General features: G+C 72.6%; 20 protein-coding genes and 1 pseudogene. 7 read left to right on the top strand and 14 right to left on the bottom strand.

Annotated elements, in window-relative coordinates:
* Positions 1-73: 73 nt before the first annotated feature.
* Positions 74-238 (top strand): annotated as a pseudogene (locus tag I8N68_RS17135) (DDE-type integrase/transposase/recombinase); the annotation flags it as partial.
* Positions 239-473: 235 nt separating this feature from the next.
* Here the strand turns inward: I8N68_RS17135 and I8N68_RS17140 are convergent.
* The 3 genes from I8N68_RS17140 to I8N68_RS17150 form a co-directional block, all read right to left on the bottom strand.
* Positions 474-809, bottom strand: a complete 336-nt coding sequence (locus tag I8N68_RS17140; protein WP_200211001.1) for a cupin domain-containing protein — start codon at positions 807-809, stop codon at positions 474-476.
* 132 nt (positions 810-941) lie between these two features.
* Positions 942-1,376 (bottom strand): hypothetical protein, encoded by a 435-nt coding sequence (locus I8N68_RS17145; protein WP_200211002.1) that lies wholly within the window; start codon positions 1,374-1,376, stop codon positions 942-944.
* Positions 1,377-1,417: 41 nt separating this feature from the next.
* Positions 1,418-2,206 carry a helix-turn-helix transcriptional regulator gene (locus tag I8N68_RS17150; protein WP_372433746.1) on the bottom strand — a complete coding sequence of 263 codons (789 nt, stop codon included), beginning with the start codon at positions 2,204-2,206 and terminating at the stop codon, positions 1,418-1,420.
* Positions 2,207-2,255: 49 nt separating this feature from the next.
* On the opposite strand from I8N68_RS17150, the gene I8N68_RS17155 reads away from it, so the two are divergent.
* The 5 genes from I8N68_RS17155 (at position 2,256) to I8N68_RS33635 (ending at position 6,364) form a co-directional block, all read left to right on the top strand.
* Positions 2,256-3,059 (top strand): DUF2249 domain-containing protein, encoded by an 804-nt coding sequence (locus tag I8N68_RS17155; RefSeq protein WP_200211004.1) that lies wholly within the window; start codon positions 2,256-2,258, stop codon positions 3,057-3,059.
* A gap of 127 nt (positions 3,060-3,186) precedes the next feature.
* On the top strand, positions 3,187-3,486 hold the full coding sequence (locus I8N68_RS17160) for a hypothetical protein (protein ID WP_200211005.1): 300 nt from the start codon (positions 3,187-3,189) through the stop codon (positions 3,484-3,486).
* Positions 3,487-3,668: 182 nt separating this feature from the next.
* Positions 3,669-4,724, top strand: a complete 1,056-nt coding sequence (locus I8N68_RS17165) for an ATP-dependent DNA ligase (protein WP_307812853.1) — start codon at positions 3,669-3,671, stop codon at positions 4,722-4,724.
* A gap of 180 nt (positions 4,725-4,904) precedes the next feature.
* Positions 4,905-5,741 carry a DUF4352 domain-containing protein gene (locus tag I8N68_RS17170; protein ID WP_234039936.1) on the top strand — a complete coding sequence of 279 codons (837 nt, stop codon included), beginning with the start codon at positions 4,905-4,907 and terminating at the stop codon, positions 5,739-5,741.
* 488 nt (positions 5,742-6,229) lie between these two features.
* On the top strand, positions 6,230-6,364 hold the full coding sequence (locus I8N68_RS33635) for a hypothetical protein (protein WP_267909600.1): 135 nt from the start codon (positions 6,230-6,232) through the stop codon (positions 6,362-6,364).
* Positions 6,365-6,383: 19 nt separating this feature from the next.
* Here the strand turns inward: I8N68_RS33635 and I8N68_RS34250 are convergent, their stop codons facing one another.
* The 4 genes from I8N68_RS34250 to I8N68_RS17185 form a co-directional block, all read right to left on the bottom strand.
* Complete coding sequence (locus tag I8N68_RS34250) at positions 6,384-6,713, bottom strand: transposase (protein WP_372433747.1); 330 nt, start codon at positions 6,711-6,713, stop codon at positions 6,384-6,386.
* 78 nt (positions 6,714-6,791) lie between these two features.
* Positions 6,792-6,923, bottom strand: a complete 132-nt coding sequence (locus I8N68_RS33640; RefSeq protein WP_260428364.1) for a hypothetical protein — start codon at positions 6,921-6,923, stop codon at positions 6,792-6,794.
* A gap of 572 nt (positions 6,924-7,495) precedes the next feature.
* Positions 7,496-8,299, bottom strand: a complete 804-nt coding sequence (locus I8N68_RS17180) for a sugar phosphate isomerase/epimerase family protein (RefSeq protein WP_200211007.1) — start codon at positions 8,297-8,299, stop codon at positions 7,496-7,498.
* A complete protein-coding gene (locus I8N68_RS17185) occupies positions 8,296-9,108 on the bottom strand; it encodes a DUF993 family protein (RefSeq protein WP_200211103.1) in 813 nt (270 codons plus the stop codon). Before I8N68_RS17185 ends, I8N68_RS17180 begins: the two co-directional genes overlap by 4 nt.
* Positions 9,109-9,125: 17 nt before the next feature.
* On the opposite strand from I8N68_RS17185, the gene I8N68_RS32875 reads away from it, so the two are divergent.
* On the top strand, positions 9,126-9,638 hold the full coding sequence (locus tag I8N68_RS32875; protein WP_307812854.1) for a LacI family DNA-binding transcriptional regulator: 513 nt from the start codon (positions 9,126-9,128) through the stop codon (positions 9,636-9,638).
* Here the strand turns inward: I8N68_RS32875 and I8N68_RS17195 are convergent.
* Genes I8N68_RS17195 through I8N68_RS17225 form a run of 7 tightly spaced genes read right to left on the bottom strand, consistent with a single transcriptional unit; the run spans position 9,610 to position 15,626 of the window.
* Entirely contained in the window at positions 9,610-10,539 is a 930-nt protein-coding gene (locus I8N68_RS17195) for an SMP-30/gluconolactonase/LRE family protein (RefSeq protein ID WP_200211008.1), read from the bottom strand. The two genes, I8N68_RS32875 and I8N68_RS17195, sit on opposite strands and share 29 nt — an antisense overlap.
* 17 nt (positions 10,540-10,556) lie before the next feature.
* The gene (locus I8N68_RS17200; RefSeq protein ID WP_200211009.1) at positions 10,557-11,498 is read right to left on the bottom strand and encodes a sugar kinase; all 942 of its coding nucleotides are present in this window, start codon (positions 11,496-11,498) and stop codon (positions 10,557-10,559) included.
* Complete coding sequence (locus tag I8N68_RS17205) at positions 11,495-12,118, bottom strand: bifunctional 4-hydroxy-2-oxoglutarate aldolase/2-dehydro-3-deoxy-phosphogluconate aldolase (RefSeq protein WP_200211010.1); 624 nt, start codon at positions 12,116-12,118, stop codon at positions 11,495-11,497. Before I8N68_RS17205 ends, I8N68_RS17200 begins: the two co-directional genes overlap by 4 nt.
* On the bottom strand, positions 12,115-12,999 hold the full coding sequence (locus I8N68_RS17210) for a hypothetical protein (protein ID WP_200211011.1): 885 nt from the start codon (positions 12,997-12,999) through the stop codon (positions 12,115-12,117). Before I8N68_RS17210 ends, I8N68_RS17205 begins: the two co-directional genes overlap by 4 nt.
* The gene (dgoD, locus tag I8N68_RS17215) at positions 12,993-14,138 is read right to left on the bottom strand and encodes a galactonate dehydratase (RefSeq protein WP_200211012.1); all 1,146 of its coding nucleotides are present in this window, start codon (positions 14,136-14,138) and stop codon (positions 12,993-12,995) included. The genes I8N68_RS17210 and dgoD overlap by 7 nt, the downstream gene beginning before the upstream one ends.
* Positions 14,135-14,845, bottom strand: a complete 711-nt coding sequence (locus I8N68_RS17220; RefSeq protein ID WP_200211013.1) for a FadR/GntR family transcriptional regulator — start codon at positions 14,843-14,845, stop codon at positions 14,135-14,137. The genes dgoD and I8N68_RS17220 overlap by 4 nt, the downstream gene beginning before the upstream one ends.
* 34 nt (positions 14,846-14,879) lie before the next feature.
* Positions 14,880-15,626, bottom strand: coding sequence for an SDR family NAD(P)-dependent oxidoreductase (locus I8N68_RS17225; protein ID WP_200211014.1), 747 nt, complete (start codon positions 15,624-15,626; stop codon positions 14,880-14,882).
* Positions 15,627-15,645 lie beyond the last annotated feature (19 nt).

The following is a 15,645-nucleotide window of genomic DNA, read 5'->3' on the forward strand; positions in this document are numbered from 1 at the left end:
TGCGGTCAGGTCACCCCGGCGAGTTCACTGAACGCCGGAACGACTCGGAGCTTGGGCTAGTAAGCCCGCCGCGATGGCGGCGCGGCCCGGCGCGTGGCACCACGTCGAGCAGTACGCGAACAACCCGATGAAGGCTGATCACAGCCAGCTCAAACAACGGTTGAGACCGATGCGCGGGCTACGAACGGACAGGACAGGACAGGTAATCATCGCTGGCCACGCGTTCATGCAGAACCTCCGACGCGGCCACTACGAAATCGCCATCGGCACCCCGCCTACCAAGCGGGCCGCCGCTGGGGGGCGTCCCCCGCGGCGCGAAGCGAGCGATCCGACGGTGGGCACGGACGGTGACGAGCGCGCTCGCGGACGCCGCGCTTTGTCATCGGCAGATGAATCTGTTGACTCTGCACGGTCCGCTGGTGGACAGTCGCTACCGGCGGATCGTCTCGCTGTCGAGGGCGGACCGACCGTCTTCACTGACCGAGCTTCGCCACTGTCAGCAACACCACCGCGTCCTCGTGAGCGACCAGGCGATGCCGCTCCGATGGCACGAGGATCAGGTCCCCCTGGCGTCCGGTCCAGCTTGCCGCGGAACCGATCAGTTCGACCCGCCCCCGCAGCACCAGCACTGTCGCCTGGCCCGGGTTCTCATGCTCGCTGAGCTCGACCCCGCGACGCAACGCGATGATCGTCTGTCGCAGCGTCAGTTCATGTCCGCCGAAGACGGTCTCGGCGCTGCGACCGGACCCGGATGCCGCCGCTCGCTCGCTATGCTCGCGGGCCAGCGCGTCCAGGCTGAGTTTCTGCACCTGTCGCCCACCTGTCTGTTCAACCGGAACGACGCCACCGCCTTGTGGATGCCGGAACGTCGTACCTGACGGCGTCGGATAGAGCGAGAATACCGATCTCGGGCCGCCAGCCGGTGGGGTCGGCGGAAGTCGTCAGCGCAGCCGTAGGACCAGCGAGATGCCCAACCACGCCACCGTGACCAGCTTGATCGCTTCCATGGCGATGTACACCACGTGCAGGTGGGAGGCGGCTGGTTGCCCACCGGCGATGATCTGCTGCGCCCGTACGTCAAGCAGCGGCCGCAGGACGAACGCCTGGGCCAGCAGGACCGCCCCGGTGACCGCGACGAGCGTCCATCGAACTGCCCCGGCACCAGCGCCGACCAGCGCCAGAGCAAGCAGGAGTAACAGCGTCAGCTCCGCCACATTGAGTGCGCGGAACACCAGGCGTCCGATGCCGAGCCCGAGAGCACGGGTGACCCCGGGAGCGCGGAACTTCAACGGCGCCTCGATCAGGGAAATGGCCACCACCATTCCGAACCAGACGAACGGGATCGCAACCTGCGCAACGAGTCGTAACCTGTCCATGATTTTCTCCGCTCTTTCCTACTGCGACGGCACGCCCGGCGTCACGACCGGTCCGGACCGCTCGATGTCCGCGGCAGAGAGAGCCGCACCACACACGCGGTGGGGGCGCCGAACGGTTCGAGCACCGCCGCGCCAGCCGGGGCGCCGCCCTGCTCCAGCGCCCCGCGGATCACACCGGCGTGCAGGCCGCACATCGCGTCCGGGTTGCGCCCAACCAGCTCCAGGAACGGGCAGGAGTGCAGGTGGACCTCGCTGGTGACGACGACGCCGCGGCCAGGGTGCCCCTCCCGGGCGGCCGGATCGCCCTCGCCTAGAGCGGCCGGTGCCGCCTCGGGGGCGTCCGGCGCGAGCCTCGGGTCGAACCCGAGGCCGCGCAGCACACCCAGGACGGTGCCGACGGGACCGTTCGTGTTGTCGACGGCGGCGGCGAGATGCCGCCCCCACTGCTGCCCGGCGCTGGCCGCCGCGACCCGGCTGTCTCCACCGGCCCCGGCGAGGTGGTCGAGCAGGGCAGCGGCCAGCGCGCGGTACGGCGCCGGGGCGGGCGCCGCATCGCCGTTGCCCGTCGGGCGGTAGCGCCAGGCGGGCCGGCCCGGCGACCCGCCGCTCGCCCGCGCCTTCACCAGCAGTCCCGCCTCGACGAGCCGGTCGAGGTGAGCGCGGACGGTGGAGAGGTGCAGCCCGGTGCGCTCCCCCACCTGCCCGGCGGTCATGCCGCCGTCAGTCGCGCGGACCAGGTTGAGGATCGCCACCCGACTCTCGGTGCCGAGGGCCCGATGGCGGGGAGTGTCGATCGTCTCCCCAACCGGCCCTTCTCCACGGGTTCTCACGGTGCTTAACGTTACAACGTCAAACGGCATCAAAACCCGGGAGGGCTCCATGTCACATTCGGAAGCGACCGCCGACCGCCAGGCGGCCGAGGCGGTCGTACGGCACCACGCCGCACTCGCCACCACCCTCGACACGCTGACCGGCCACCTGATGGAGGCAGCCGACCGTGGCGACGATGCGGAGGCGATGCGCGCTCGCGACGAGCTCGTTCGTTGGCTGCACGCCGAGCTGCTGCCGCACGTGCACGCTGAGGAGACCGCCATGTACCCCGCCGCGGCGGCACTCGCCGAGGGGAAGCTGCTCGCGGACGGCATGCTCGGTGAGCACCAGGCGATCGTCGGGCTCGTCTCCGAGCTCGCGGTCGTCACCCGCGCGGTCCCCGCGGCAGCGGCCGCCCGCGCCCTCGCCGCACTGTTCGCGGTGCACCTCGACAAGGAGAACGACCTCGTCGTACCGCTCCTGGTCGGGGCCGCGGACGTGTCGCTCGCAGGGTTGCTCGCCGGCATGCATGACCTGCTCGGCGCGGCGGCGACGGCCGGCGGCGGCGGGTGCGGCGGCTCCTGCGGCTGCGGCGGGGACGCCCCGGCCAGCGGAGGCGCGGCCGAGGTGCTAAGCATCGACCCACGGCTGGACGTCCGGGACCTTCCGCACGGGCAGCGGCACGCCACGGTGCTCGCCGCCCTGGACCGGCTGCAGGCCGGTGACGCGCTGGTCCTGGTCGCGCCCCACGCGCCCCGGCCGCTGCTCGCCGAGATCGACCAGTGCTACGGCGGCGCGGTGACGACCGAGTGGCTGCAGGACGGCCCGCAGGTGTGGCAGATCCGGCTGAGCCGGACGCCCGCACCCGTCTGAGCTGACGAGACGACGGGTTCGCGGGGCGCCGGGACGGTGGGGTGGCCACCGCGCCGCCACGCCCAGCGCCTCGCCCACCCCGTCACCGAGCAGCTCGCCGAGCTACACGCCGAAGCTGCCGACGACGATGACGGACGAGGGAGGCGACTGCATCGACGACAAGCCCGACAAGTGTGGCTACTACGTCGCCGGGTCCAGCTGCAAAAACGTCGAGTGGTGCGAGAAGGATGACCACGTCGAGCCGGGAACGTGGGCGACCGACGGAGGCACGGGCCCGAGCGACTGCAGGTGGGGGCTGTCCCTGCCGCCAGAATACGGCATGGATGGCGGCGGCTACGCGACGTCCTACACGGAGGTCCAGGTGCCCAAGGGCGCCATCTTCGAGACCCACGATTGCGTCGCCGATTGGAAGTGGCTACACCCATAGCCGGCACCCCGAGAACACGACGACATCCCCCGGTTCGTGCGCGGGGGCCGTCGCCGTGTTCAAGGTGCTGAGCCATTTGCCCTGCCCGATCTGCGCCCGCGGCGCCATGCCGGTCCGGCACGATCGCGGCAGGGGGGCCGGATGAGCACGGTGCGCAGCCAGGGCGTCTCGGCCCGGCCGGGGTGAGCTTCGGCAGGGCCGATCCGGTGCTGCGGCGGCCGGTCGCCCCGATGCTGTCGGCCCCGGTGGACGCGGTGCCGCAGGGGCCGCGCCTGGCGTACGAGCCCAAGTGGGACGGGTTCCGCGCCCTCGCCTTCGTCGAGGCGGCCGGCGTCTACCTGCAGTCGCGCGCCGGCAAGAACCTGACCCCGTACTTCCCGGACATCACCCGGGCGATCCGCCAGACCCTCCCGCGGGGGGTAATCCTCGACGGGGAGCTGATCGTGTGGGAGCGGGGGCGGACCAGCTTCGCCCGACTGCAGCGCCGGATCACCGCCGGCCGGGGCCTGCTGATGATGGTGCGGGAACACCCTGCGCATTACGTCCTGTGGGATTTGCTCGCCGACGCTGGCGGCCAGGTCGTGATCAACGCGCCGCTGTTCGAGCGGCGGGCCCGGCTGGCGGAGGTGCTCGAGGATGCACCCGCGCAGCTGACCCTCACGCCGCAGACCACCGACATGGACGAGGTGGGTGATTGGCTGACCACGTACACGGCGGCCGGGATCGAGGGGGTGGTCGTCAAGCGGCTGGACGGCCGGTACGAGCCCGGCCGGCGCGGCTGGCAGAAGTTCCGGGTGCGTGCGGCGACCGAGGCGATCGTCGGCGGGGTGACCGGCAGCCTCGGCAACCCGAGCACGCTGCTCCTCGGCCGGTTCGATCGACGGGGACACCTGCGCTACACGGGAAGGACGCACCCGTTGGCGATGCCCCAGCGTCGGGAGCTCGCGCCGCTGCTGTCCCCACCACGGTTGCAGCGCCGGGGCATCGTCGCGCACCCCTGGCCGCAGCCGCTGCCGGCGAGCTGGAGCGGGCAGCTGGACCGACCCGAGCCGCTGCGCTACATGCAGGTGGAGCCGACGGCGGTGGCTGAAATCGAAGTGGACACCGCTTTCGAGCACAGGCGATGGCGCCACCGGGTGTGGCACGTGCGCCCGCGGCTGGAACTGTCGGTTTACGACGTGCCCCTGCTGCTCGGTGACGAGGCCGACCCGACCTGGGACGCCGCGGCCGGAGCGTGAACAAGTTGGTGGCTCAACGGCTGACGGCCGGGCCACCAGAGCGGGTGTTTCTCGAGCTGACCGGGGGTGTGGGTCAGGCCAACCGGAGGACCGTTGCCTGAGGCAAAAAGTGTCAGGGTGGAAAGTATTGCGCTCAACTAACGGGGCAGCGCGAATCAGGACCTGGGAGAACACCACTCAATGACCACCCCCTACGACCCTGCGCAGAACCAGCCGCCGGCCGGCCAGCAGCCGATGCCGCCCACCGCTCAGTTCCCGCAGGTGCCCGCCGGCCAGTTCCCGCCGCCAGCGCCCGGACAGTTCCCTCAGCAGCCCGGCCAGTTCCCGCCGCCGCCCGCCGCGCCGGTGCCCGCCGCCCGCAAGCGGCCGTGGCTGATCCCCACCCTCATCGGCGTCGGCGCGTTCGTGGTGCTGTGCTGCGGCGGCTCGATGGTGATCGGCCTGGTCAGCGGCGACGACAAGAAGACCGATGTGTCCGCCAGCAGCGACATCCCCGCTGCCAGCCCCAGCACCTCCGCCCCCGCGGCCGTCGCCCCGAGCACGTCGACCCCCACGCCGGCCAAGCCGGCGCCGGCGGAGACGACCGCGGCGCCGGCCCCGGCCAAGCCGAAGACCTTTGGCGTCGGCGACAAGGTGCGCGGCGGTGACTTCGAGTTCACCGTCAACGGCGTGAAGTGCGGGATCTCCCAGGTGGGCAGCCAGTTCCTGAACACCAAGGCGCAGGGCATGTTCTGCAAGGTCAACGTGACCGTCAAGAACATCACGAAGACCGCACACACCTTCCACGCCGACGGCACCCTCACCGCCCAGGACGCCACCGGCCGGGAGTACGAGGCCGACGGCGAGGCCGGGATCTACGGCAACACCGACGGGCAGGGTTTCCTCGACGAGATCAACCCTGGCAACTCGGTGAAGGCGAACGTCTACTTCGACGTGCCGAAGGGCACGAAGCTGAAGACGATCACGTTCGACGCCGGCCTGTTCACCCTCGCCGAGGACGCCGTCGTCACCCTCTGACCGGCCGCCGGCAGAGAAGCGTGACCTAGCGAAGACAGCCGACAGCCCCGGAGATCCTCCGGGGCTGTCGCTGATGGCCAGAGCCGGGGGGCGACCGGAGCAGTCGCGTCGCCGAGCACCTTCCCCTCGTGGCGCCCTGACTAAAGGCTGCAGCTAAGGAATGTTCCCATGATCCGACAGAACGTCCGACGAACCGTCACCATCGCGGCTACGGCCGTCGCCCTGCTTACAGGCGCGGGCTGCGCGGCGGGCAGCAGCACCAGGCGGTCGGGGCCACCAGCTCACCTTCGGACGCCGCCACCTCGGCCAGCCCTACGCCGTCCCCGACACCGTCGCCCACCCCTTCCGTAAGCCTGGGCCCAACACCGCCGCCGAAGCCGGTACCGGCGTGGATCCCGTGCGACACCTCTCTGGAGAGCTACGAGGGCGGCTGCGACAACGACTACCTGACCGGGGACACCTGCGACGCCGCGTACTACTCGAAGCAGGTGGGCGGCACCGTGCTCGACGCGTTCATCGAGAACAAGGACGACGTCAACGAGACGCGCCTGCGGGACTGCCCGCAGTTCCTCGCCAATTGGAAGAGGGCGAAGACCGGCTTCACTTCGGGGTGCACCCGATGACGTTGTTCAAGTGGCTGCGCTAGGCCGATAGCGACGCTGGCGCCGAGCCCGGGGTGACCGGCAGTGACTCGGCCGAATCGAGGCCGAGTTGGCTGCCGTGTGCTACTTCGCCCTCAACGGCACGGACCACGGGTCGCTCACCCGCGTCAGCCTCGGCCTGCCGGATCCAGTTCCGCAACGCCTCATGATGCACGCCAAGCTGCTCGGCCAGGCGCCGGATCACCGGCTTCGGGTCCGACCCGCGATACAAGCGCACAGCACGCTGACGTAGCTCATCGGGGCACTTCTTCGGTCCTGCCACCGACGACTTCCTCCCCACGGCCACTCCATGAAAGCGGGGGTGGCTCACTTCCAAGCCGTGTTAGCCGTCACCGAAGGTGACGGCTAACAAACGGTACCGGCGCCGGAGTGTCGACGATCAGGCAGGTCAGGTGACCCCGATGTTCAGGTAGAAGTGGCCGAGCTTGAGCGAAAGCGAGGCGCCTCCGAAGTGGTGAATGAGCAGGGCCAACAGGATGACGATCAAGATGCAGACGACGAGCCAGATCAGGAACCACACGAACCCTGGGATCCCGTAGCGACCGACGCGAGCCATTAGGCTCGCCCCCTCGCCGTTGGCGCTGCAGCACGCACCGCCACGCATGGACGTGTCGGCTGTCGGTAACTGCGCCCGACGCTCGCGGACGTCTCCATACAGCCTCCTTCATTGAGGTGTCCGCGAAATTTCCCTATCGAGGCGCGTGTCAAACCGGGACGGAGGAGCTCTCCGGATGCCACCGGTGCCGGGGCCGCGTCTGTGCTGTCGGTGAACGGCACGTTCAAGCGTGCCCCGGTCTACGGGTCCAGTGCCGAGGAGGTCGACGCCAAGCTCACCGAGATCAAGGCACGCTCCAACCGCGGGTTGCCGGCCGCTACGGCGCGACGGTCCGCAGCCAGGCGAGGCCACCGGCTGGACGGTCAAGGCGTACGCGGTCTACTGGCTCGATCAGGTGGCCACTGCGAAGGTCAGGCCGTCGACCCTGGCTCCCTACCGCGCGCAGCCGCCGACAGCGGCCGGTGATCGCAGCCGCAAGCGTCCCCAGCCGGGCGGTCGACCACCTTGAGCGTCGGCGCCGCGCCGATCGGTGGCGCTCAGGCCACGTGGGCGAGGTAGCCGGCGACCGCCTCGTCCAGCACCTCGCGGCCGGGGCGCGACCACAACTCCTCAGCGAAGACCTCCACCTCGATCGGGCCGGCGTACCCGGCGGCGTCCACGGCCTCCCGGAAGCGGCGCAGCTCGACGCAGCCGGTGCCGGGCAACCCCCGGCCGAGCAACACCCCGGCCGGCAGTGGCGTCACCCAGTCGGCCACCTGGAAGCAGGCGATCCGGTTCTCCCGCCCGGCCCGAGCGATCTGCGCCCACACCTGGTCGTCCCACCAGAGGTGGTAGGTGTCGACGACGACGCCGACCGCCTCCGGCGGGTACGGGTCGGCCAGGTCGAGGGCCTGGCCGAGGCTCGCGACCACGCACCGGTCGGAGCAGAACATCGGATGCAGCGGCTCGACGGCGAGTCGTACGCCCGCGGCGAGGGCGTGCGGCACGAGCGCCCCTAGCGCATCGCCGACGTGCGCCCGGGCGACGTCGAGGTCCCGGCTGTCGGCCGGCAGCCCCCCGGAGACCAGCACCAGCACCGGCGCGCCGACCGCCGCCGACTCGTCGATCGCCCGCCGGTTCTCGTCAAACCACCCGGGGGCGTCGAAGAACCCGCCCCGGCACAGCGAGGTGACGATGAGGCCGGCGTCGCGCACGCGCGCCGCGGCCTGCTCGATGCCGTACGCGGCCAGGTCCTCGCGCCACAGCCCCACCCCGGAGACCCCGGCGTCGACGCAGCCCGTGACGAGTTCCGGCAGCGGCCACCGCTTCGTGGTGGCCGAGTTCAGCGCGAACCGCTTCACTGCGTCACCCCGACGGTGGTCATGAACGACCGGGCCCGGTGCGCGGCCAGCTCGGCGTCGGGCAGCAGCCCGGCCGCGTCGGCGAGCCGGATCAGCCGGGCCAGGTGCACCGGCGACCTTCCGGACTGGAGGCCGCCGACCATGGTGAAGTGGTCCTGGTGGCCGGCGAGCCAGGCCAGGAAGACGATGCCGGCCTTGTAGTAGAACGTCGGTGCGCCGAACAGGTGCCGGGCCAGCGGCAGCGTGGGCGCGAGGATCTCCTCGTACGTCGCCAGGTCGCCGGCGTCGAGCGCGCGCAGCGCCGCCGCGGCCGGCTGCGCGATGGCGGCCAGCATGCCGAGCAGCGCGTCGGAGTGGCCCTCGCCGTCGCCGCGGATCAGGGCCGGGTAGTTGAAGTCGTCGCCGGTGTAGAGCCGCACCCCGGGCGGCAGCCGCCGGCGCAGCGCGACCTCGAAGTCCTCGTCGAGCAGCGACAGCTTGATGCCGTCGACCTTGCCGGTGTGCGCGCCGATCAGCGCGACCACCGTGTCGGCGGCCCGCGCGGGATCGGGGTCGCCCCAGTAGCCGGCGAGGGCCGGGTCGAACGCAGGGCCCAACCAGTGCAGCACGACCGGGCCGCCCGCCTCGTCGAGCAGCCGGCCGTAGACGTCGAGGTACTCCTCGGCCGAGCGGGCCGCCGCGGCCAGGTGCCGGCTGCACATGAGCACCGGCCGGGCCCCGGCGTCCTGCACGTCGGCGAGTTGTTCGGCGTACGCCTTGCGGATCTCGTCGAGGGTGGCCGGACCCGCCGGCAGCTGATCGGTGGCGATGCCCGCGCCTCGTCGACGTGGCCGAGCGCGCCGGGGTCTCGCTGGCGACCGCGTCCCGCGCCCTCTCCGGCCGCGACGGCGTCAGCGAAGAGGTAGCCAGTCGCGTGCGGCAGGTCTCGCGGGAGCTCGGGTACGTCGCCAACCCGTACGCCCGCACCCTGGCCGGCGGCGCCAGCTCCACTGTGGGGTTGGTGGTCCACCAGGTCGACGACCCGTACTTCTCGGAGATCGCCGGTGGGGTCATCCAGGTCGCCGCCGAGGAGGGGCTGCTGGTGCAGATCTGTCACTCGGGCATGGCACCGTATACCGGTACTTCGGGAACAAGCGCGACGTCGCAGGTGTTCGGCGTCGAGCCGATCTGCCGTGCCCTGCGCGAGCACGGGTGGCAGATTGCCGCCAGCACCTACCGGGCCGCCTGCCGCGCACGCCCTCGACCCGGACCCGCCGTGACGCCTGGCTCGCCGAGCAGATCCGGCGGGTGCACGCGGCGAACTACGGCGTCTACGGGGGCTGCTTCCCAAGTCGGATAAGGGAACCGCTACCCCTTGCCGGCGGACCCGATGGAGGAGCAGCTGATGCGGCGGGCAGGCCGGCGACCTCCACGTCGACGGCGAGTAGCGCACCGTCGACGGGGCCGCGGGGCGCCAGCCCCAGGGCGGCGGTGGTGACGAAGAGCCGGCGCAGGTCGGGGCCGCCGAGGCAGACGCTGGTCGGCTGGGCCGCGGCAAGGCGGATCTCGCGGTCCAGGCGCCCGTCGGGTCGGTAGCGGCGGACCGCGTGGCCGCCCCAGAGCGCCACCCAGAGATGCCCCGCGGAGTCAACGGTCATCCCGTCCGGGGCGCCCTCCCCGGGCGACAGGCGCAGGAACGGTTTCCGGGCGGACAGGGCGCCGGTGGCCGGGTCCACCGTGAACCGGTCCACCTGACCGAGCGGGGTGTCCGCCAGGTACATGACGGTGCCGGTGGCGTCGAAGGCGGGCCCGTTGGTGATGGTCAGCCCGGTCACCGCCGCCTCGGGCGGGCCGTCGACCGGCAGGCGGTAGAGGGTGCCCGCGCCCGGGGTGGCGTCGTACGCCATGCTTCCCGCCCAGAATCGGCCGTGCGGATCGGCCACCGCGTCGTTCATCCGGGCCCGGGCCGGGTTCTTTCCCTCGAGGTCCGCGACGAGTCGTGAGCCGCCGGCGCCCTCCAGTACCGCCACCCCGGTGCCGACCACGGCCAGCCAACTGCCGGGCCGCCCGGCGATGGGGGCCACCGCACCCAGCGGGGCGTCCACCTTGCACACTTCGCGCAGCGGCGCGGGGGCGTCGCCGGTGGTGTCCAGGAGCCGTCCGGCGAGGAGGTCGACGAGCACGAGCCTGCCAGCCACCCAGCGGGCGCCCTCCCCCAGCTCGAGGCGGTCACTGCTCCATGGGGTCGGTTCGGAAAGCACAGGTCTCCTCTCGGTCGTCAGCGGACGGCGCTGCCGGGTGCGTGGTCGAGCAGCGCCAGTTCGGCCCGGGTGGGCAGGCCCTCCCAGTCGCCCCGGGTGGCGACCGCGAAGGCGCCGGTGGTGACCGCCCGGTCGAGCCGGGCGTCGACCTCGGCGCCGTCGAGCAGACCGGAGAGCAGACCAGCCACGAAGGCGTCGCCCGCACCGACGGTGTCGACGACCGGCACCTGCCGGGCCGGCCGGTGCACGCTGCCGAGGTCGCTGTGACTGGTGGCGCCACCCGCGCCGTGCTTGACCACCACCTCCCGTACGCCGGCGTCGCGCAGGGCGCGGACAGGATCGGCCGCGTCGGTGAGCACGCCCAACTCGTCGTCGGAGGCGACCACGATGTCGATCGACCGCAGCAGCGGGCGCAGCGCCGCGGCGGCCTCGGTCGACGACCACAGCCGCGGCCGGTGGTTCACGTCCAGGCAGACCAGGGTCCCGGCGGCCCGGGCCCGGGTCACCGCCGTGCTGACGGCCTCGTACGGCCCGGAACCCAGGGCGCAGGTGATGCCGGTGACGTGCAGGACGCGGGGTGGCGCGCTGGCACCGGTGAAGGCGGCGGTCAGGTCCGACGCGGCCAGCCGGGAACCGGCCGATCCGGTCCGGTGGTAGGTGACCCGGCTGATGTCGCCCACCCGTGACTCGAAGAGGATCAGTCCGGTCGGGGCGTCCGGGTCGATCCGGGCCAGGGTCAGGTCGACGCCCTCGGCGCGCAGTGTGCGCCGGATCAGCTCGCCCGGTTCGTCCGCGCCGGTGACGCCGATCCAGCGGGCGCGGTGCCCGAGTCGGGCCAGGCCGATCGCCACGGTCGACTCGGCGCCGGCCACGGAGAGCTGGACCGGGCCGCCCAGCCGCAGTGGAGCCGAGGCCCGGAAGGCCGCCATGGTCTCGCCGAGGGTGAGGACGTCGGTCACGACGGCGCCACCCCGGCGCGGAACGCGGCGGCCCGCTCCCGCAACGCGCCCAGGTCTCCGCCGCGCACGGCGTCGCCGAGCAGCGGTGAGCCGACCCCGACCGCGGTCGCGCCCCGGTCGAGGTACGCCCGCGCGCTGTCCGCGTCGACCCCGCCGACCGGCACGAACGCGGTCCGCGGGAACGGGTCCCGCAGCGCGCCCAGGTAGGCGGGCCCGCCGAGCGAGGCGGGGAACAGCTTGACCGCGGCGGCCCCGCTCGCGTCGGCCTGTACCACCTCGCTCGGGGTCAGCGCGCCGGCGAGCACCGGCAGCCCCAGCCGGCCCGCCTCGGCGATGCTCGGTGCGAGCGCTGGGGTGACCAGGAAGGTGGCGCCGGCGTCGGCGGCCCGCTGGGCATCCTCGGCACTGAGCACCGTGCCGGCGCCCAGTTGGGCGTCGGCGCCGAGTGCGGTGCGGGCCCGGCGGATCGTGTCCAGCGCGTCGGCGCCGCTCAGCGACACTTCGATCAGGGCGATGCCGGCGTCGGCCAGGGTCAGCACCGAGGCCAGTGCCGCCGCCGGGTCCGGGCCGCGGACGATCGCCAGCAGCCGGTGGGTCCGCAGGGAGTCGAGCAGGTTCATCGGGGACGGCCTCCGGATGATCGGTGTGCGGAGAGGGTCAACCGCCAGGTGACCTCGCCGCTCGGTGGGACTTCGGCGGCGTCGTCGGGGCCGGCTTCGGCGAGGTCGAAGGTGCCGCCGAGCAGGGGTTCGACGCCGATGCTGCGGTAGGGACCGTCGGTGGGCCAGCCGCGCAGGTTGCGCCAGAGCGCGGTGGAACGGGGTTGGCCGTCGCAGTCGAGGTGCAGGGTGAGCCGGTCGGCGCCGTCGTTCACCCGCACGGTCGGGCAGCCGAGCAGCACCGCGCCGACCGCGGTGCCGTCGTCGGGGCCGAGCTGGTCCAGCGGCAGTCCGGCCGGCGTGGGCCACGTCCCGGACAGCCACGGCCGGTCGGCCGGCCACCGGCTGGCGGGCAGCAGCGCGGCGGCTTCCGGGTAGAGCCGGGTCGGGGTGTCGGCGGGTGCGTCGAGCCGGGCGGCGGGAGAGAGGTCGAGCAGGGCGTGGGCCGCCCAGATGAAGCGGTAGCCGGGATCGGCCTGGAGGCGGTAGTCGGCGACCACCACGCCGGACCGGTCGGTGAGCCGCCGGGTCAGCGTGAAGTCCGGACGCTCGATGGTCGCGGCCCCCGGGCCGATGGTGCGCCAGGGCCGGGACCAGACGTCGCCGTGGTCGGGTCGGCCGCGAACCGTCGGCAGGCACTCCTCCAGGCCGCCCGCGTCGACGAACGGGTCACCGGCCCGTACCCCGTCCCGGCCGGTGTCCGGCCGCCGCCAGAGCCACTCCCGGCCGCCACCGCGCAGGGTCGTCCACCGGCCACCGCGGGGGTCGTCCGAGCCGACGCGCAGCGGCACCCGGATCTCCGTCGCGGGGCTCTCCGGCAGCCGGTCGTCGGCGTTCACCATTCGGCGAAGGAGCCGTCGTCGTGGCGCCAGACCGGGTTGCGCCAGGCGTGCCCGGTCCGCGCCGCGGCCCGGACCGCCGCCTCGTCGACCGTGATGCCCAGGCCGGGCGCCTCGAACCGGTTGATGTGCCCGTCGACGAACTGGAACGGCGCCGGGTCGACCACATAGTCGAGGAGTTCGGAGCCGGCGTGGTAGTGGATGCCGATGCTCTGTTCCTGGATGAGGAAGTTCGGTGTCGCGAGGGCCACCTGGAGGCTGGCGGCGAGCGCGATCGGCCCGAGCGGACAGTGCGGGGCGAGCACGGCGCCGTACGTTTCGGCGAGGGCGGCGATCCGGCGGACCTCGGAGATGCCGCCGGCGTGGGAGAGGTCCGGTTGGACCACCGCTACGCCGGCCTGCAACGGTCCGAGGAATTCGGCGCGGCCGTACAGCCGCTCGCCGGTGGCCACCGGGACCGGGGAGGCGGTGACGATGTCGTGCAGGTGGTGGGCCTGTTCGGCGAGGACCGGCTCTTCCACGAACAGCGGTCGCAGGGCGGCGATCTCGGGCAGGATGCGACGCACGGCGGCGGCGCTGGCCCGGCCGTGGAAGTCCAGCGCGATGTCGCGGTTGTCGCCGAGCACCTCGCGGGCGGCGGCGACGCGGCTGACGACGGCGTCCACCTCGGCGGCGGTGGGAATCGCGGAGAGCCGACCGCAGGCGTTCATCTTGATCGCGGTGAGTCCGGCGGCGGCCTGCGCGGCGGCTGCCTCGGCGACCTCGCCGGGCTCGTCACCGCCGATCCAGGAGTAGACCCGGACCCGGTCGCGGACCGGACCGCCGAGCAGGGCGTGCACCGGGGCGCCGTACGCCTGCCCGGCGATGTCCCAGAGAGCCTGGTCGAGACCGGCGACGGCGCTGGACAGCACGGGCCCGCCGCGGTAGAAGCCGCCCTTGGTGAGGATCTGCCAGTGGTGCTCGATCCGGAGGGGGTCCTCGCCGATCAGGTACTCCGCCAGCACCTCGACGGCGCTGCGGACCACTTCGGCGCGCCCCTCCACCACGGGCTCACCCCAGCCGACCAGCCCCTCGTCGGTCTCCACCCGGCAGAACAACCACCGTGGTGCGACGAGGAAGGTCTCGATTCGGTCGATCTTCACCGGTTGCCCTTCTTCCCGCGTACCTTCTCGACGTCGCGCACCGCCTTCTCCAGCAGTCCCCGCATGGCCGTCTCGGCCGCGGTGGCGTCCCGCACCCGGATCGCGTCCACCACGGCCCGGTGGCTCGGCACCGGGTCGTCGTGCGGTTCGCCGCCGTGCACCAGGCGGTCACGTTCGGCGAGGCCGGTCTCCATGACCACCTCCATGCGCTCCAGCAACTCGTTGTGCGTGGCGGCGAGCAGCGCGCGGTGGAAGCTCAGGTCGGCGGCGACCGCGGCGGTCGGATGGCCCTTCGCGGCGGCCATCTCGTCCAGCGCGCCGTCCAGCGCGGTCAGGTCGTCGTCGGTGGCCCGGCTGGCCGCCAGCCGGACGGCGGCCGGTTCGATGATGCTGCGGACCTCGTGCAGCTTGTCGAGCAGCCGCGGATCGGCGCCCTCGGCGAACTGCCAGCGGATCACGTCACCGTCGAGCAGGTTCCAGTCCGCGCGGGGGCGGACGAACGTGCCGCGCTTCTGCCGGGCGTCCACGATGCCCTTGGCGGCGAGCACCTTGAGCGCCTCCCGCAGCGCGGTGAGGCTGACGTCGAGCTCCGCCTGGAGTGCGGTGATGTCCAGCGTCGCGCCGGGGGCGATCTCTCCGGCGAGGATTCGGCGCGCGATGACCTCGACGGTCTGCCCGTGCAGGCCGCGGCGTGCGTACGTTGTCAATGCTCTTCGCACCTATCGCTCGTGTATCGATCGGTCAGGCCGAGGCTTTCACCGCGGTCCAGCCGCCGTCCACCACCAGGCTCGCGCCGGTGATGTAGTCGGCGTCCGGCGAGGCGAGGAAGGCCACGGCGGCCGCCACCTCGTCCGGCGTGCCGAACCGCCTGGCGACCGTCGCCGCGACGCTCCGCTGTCGGTCCGCTTCGGACACCTCGTCCCAGGCTGGGGTGAGTATCGGGCCCGGCAGCACGGTGTTCACCCGGACGTCCGGCCCGTACTCGACGGCGAGTTGCCGGCCGAGCGCGACCAGACCGCCCTTGGCGGCGGCGTAGGCCGGCCGGCCGGGTAGGCCCACCAGCGCATGCACCGAGGAGACCACCACCACGGCGCCGTGACCGGCGCGGAGATCGTCCAGGCAGGCCCGCACGCCGAGGAAGGCGCCGGTGAGGTTGACCGCGAGCTGGTGATCCCAGGACTGTCGGCTGGTCTCGTGGGCGGGGGCCGCCTCCACCGCGCAGGCGTTGCTGACCAGGATGTCGACCGGCCCGAACGCGCGTCGCACCGTTGCCACGGCGGCGGTCCAGTCGGCCTCGTCGGAAACGTCGGCGACGACGGGAACCGCTCGACCGCCCGCGGCGGTGAGTTCCTCGGCGAGCGGCGCGGGATCGCGTACGTCCATCAGGCCGACGGTCGCACCCTCTGCCGCGAGCCGCCGGGCGGTGGCCGCGCCTATCCCGCCGAGCGCCCCGGTGACCAGTGCGGTCCTGCCCTCTAGCCGTCGCATGTGGTGGATCATCTGTCCG

The organism is Micromonospora coerulea, from assembly GCF_016598485.1.
Classification (GTDB): Bacteria; Actinomycetota; Actinomycetes; order Mycobacteriales; family Micromonosporaceae; genus Micromonospora; species Micromonospora coerulea.

Coding starts and splice junctions, on each gene's coding strand:
- I8N68_RS17210 (WP_200211011.1), bottom strand. CDS start 12,999: ATGGTGAACGCCGACGACCGGCTGCCGGAGAGCCCCGCGACGGAGATC.
- I8N68_RS17160 (WP_200211005.1), top strand. CDS start 3,187: ATGACGGACGAGGGAGGCGACTGCATCGACGACAAGCCCGACAAGTGT.
- I8N68_RS17145 (WP_200211002.1), bottom strand. CDS start 1,376: ATGGACAGGTTACGACTCGTTGCGCAGGTTGCGATCCCGTTCGTCTGG.
- I8N68_RS17225 (WP_200211014.1), bottom strand. CDS start 15,626: ATGCGACGGCTAGAGGGCAGGACCGCACTGGTCACCGGGGCGCTCGGC.
- I8N68_RS17170 (WP_234039936.1), top strand. CDS start 4,905: ATGACCACCCCCTACGACCCTGCGCAGAACCAGCCGCCGGCCGGCCAG.
- I8N68_RS17205 (WP_200211010.1), bottom strand. CDS start 12,118: ATGAACCTGCTCGACTCCCTGCGGACCCACCGGCTGCTGGCGATCGTC.
- I8N68_RS17155 (WP_200211004.1), top strand. CDS start 2,256: ATGTCACATTCGGAAGCGACCGCCGACCGCCAGGCGGCCGAGGCGGTC.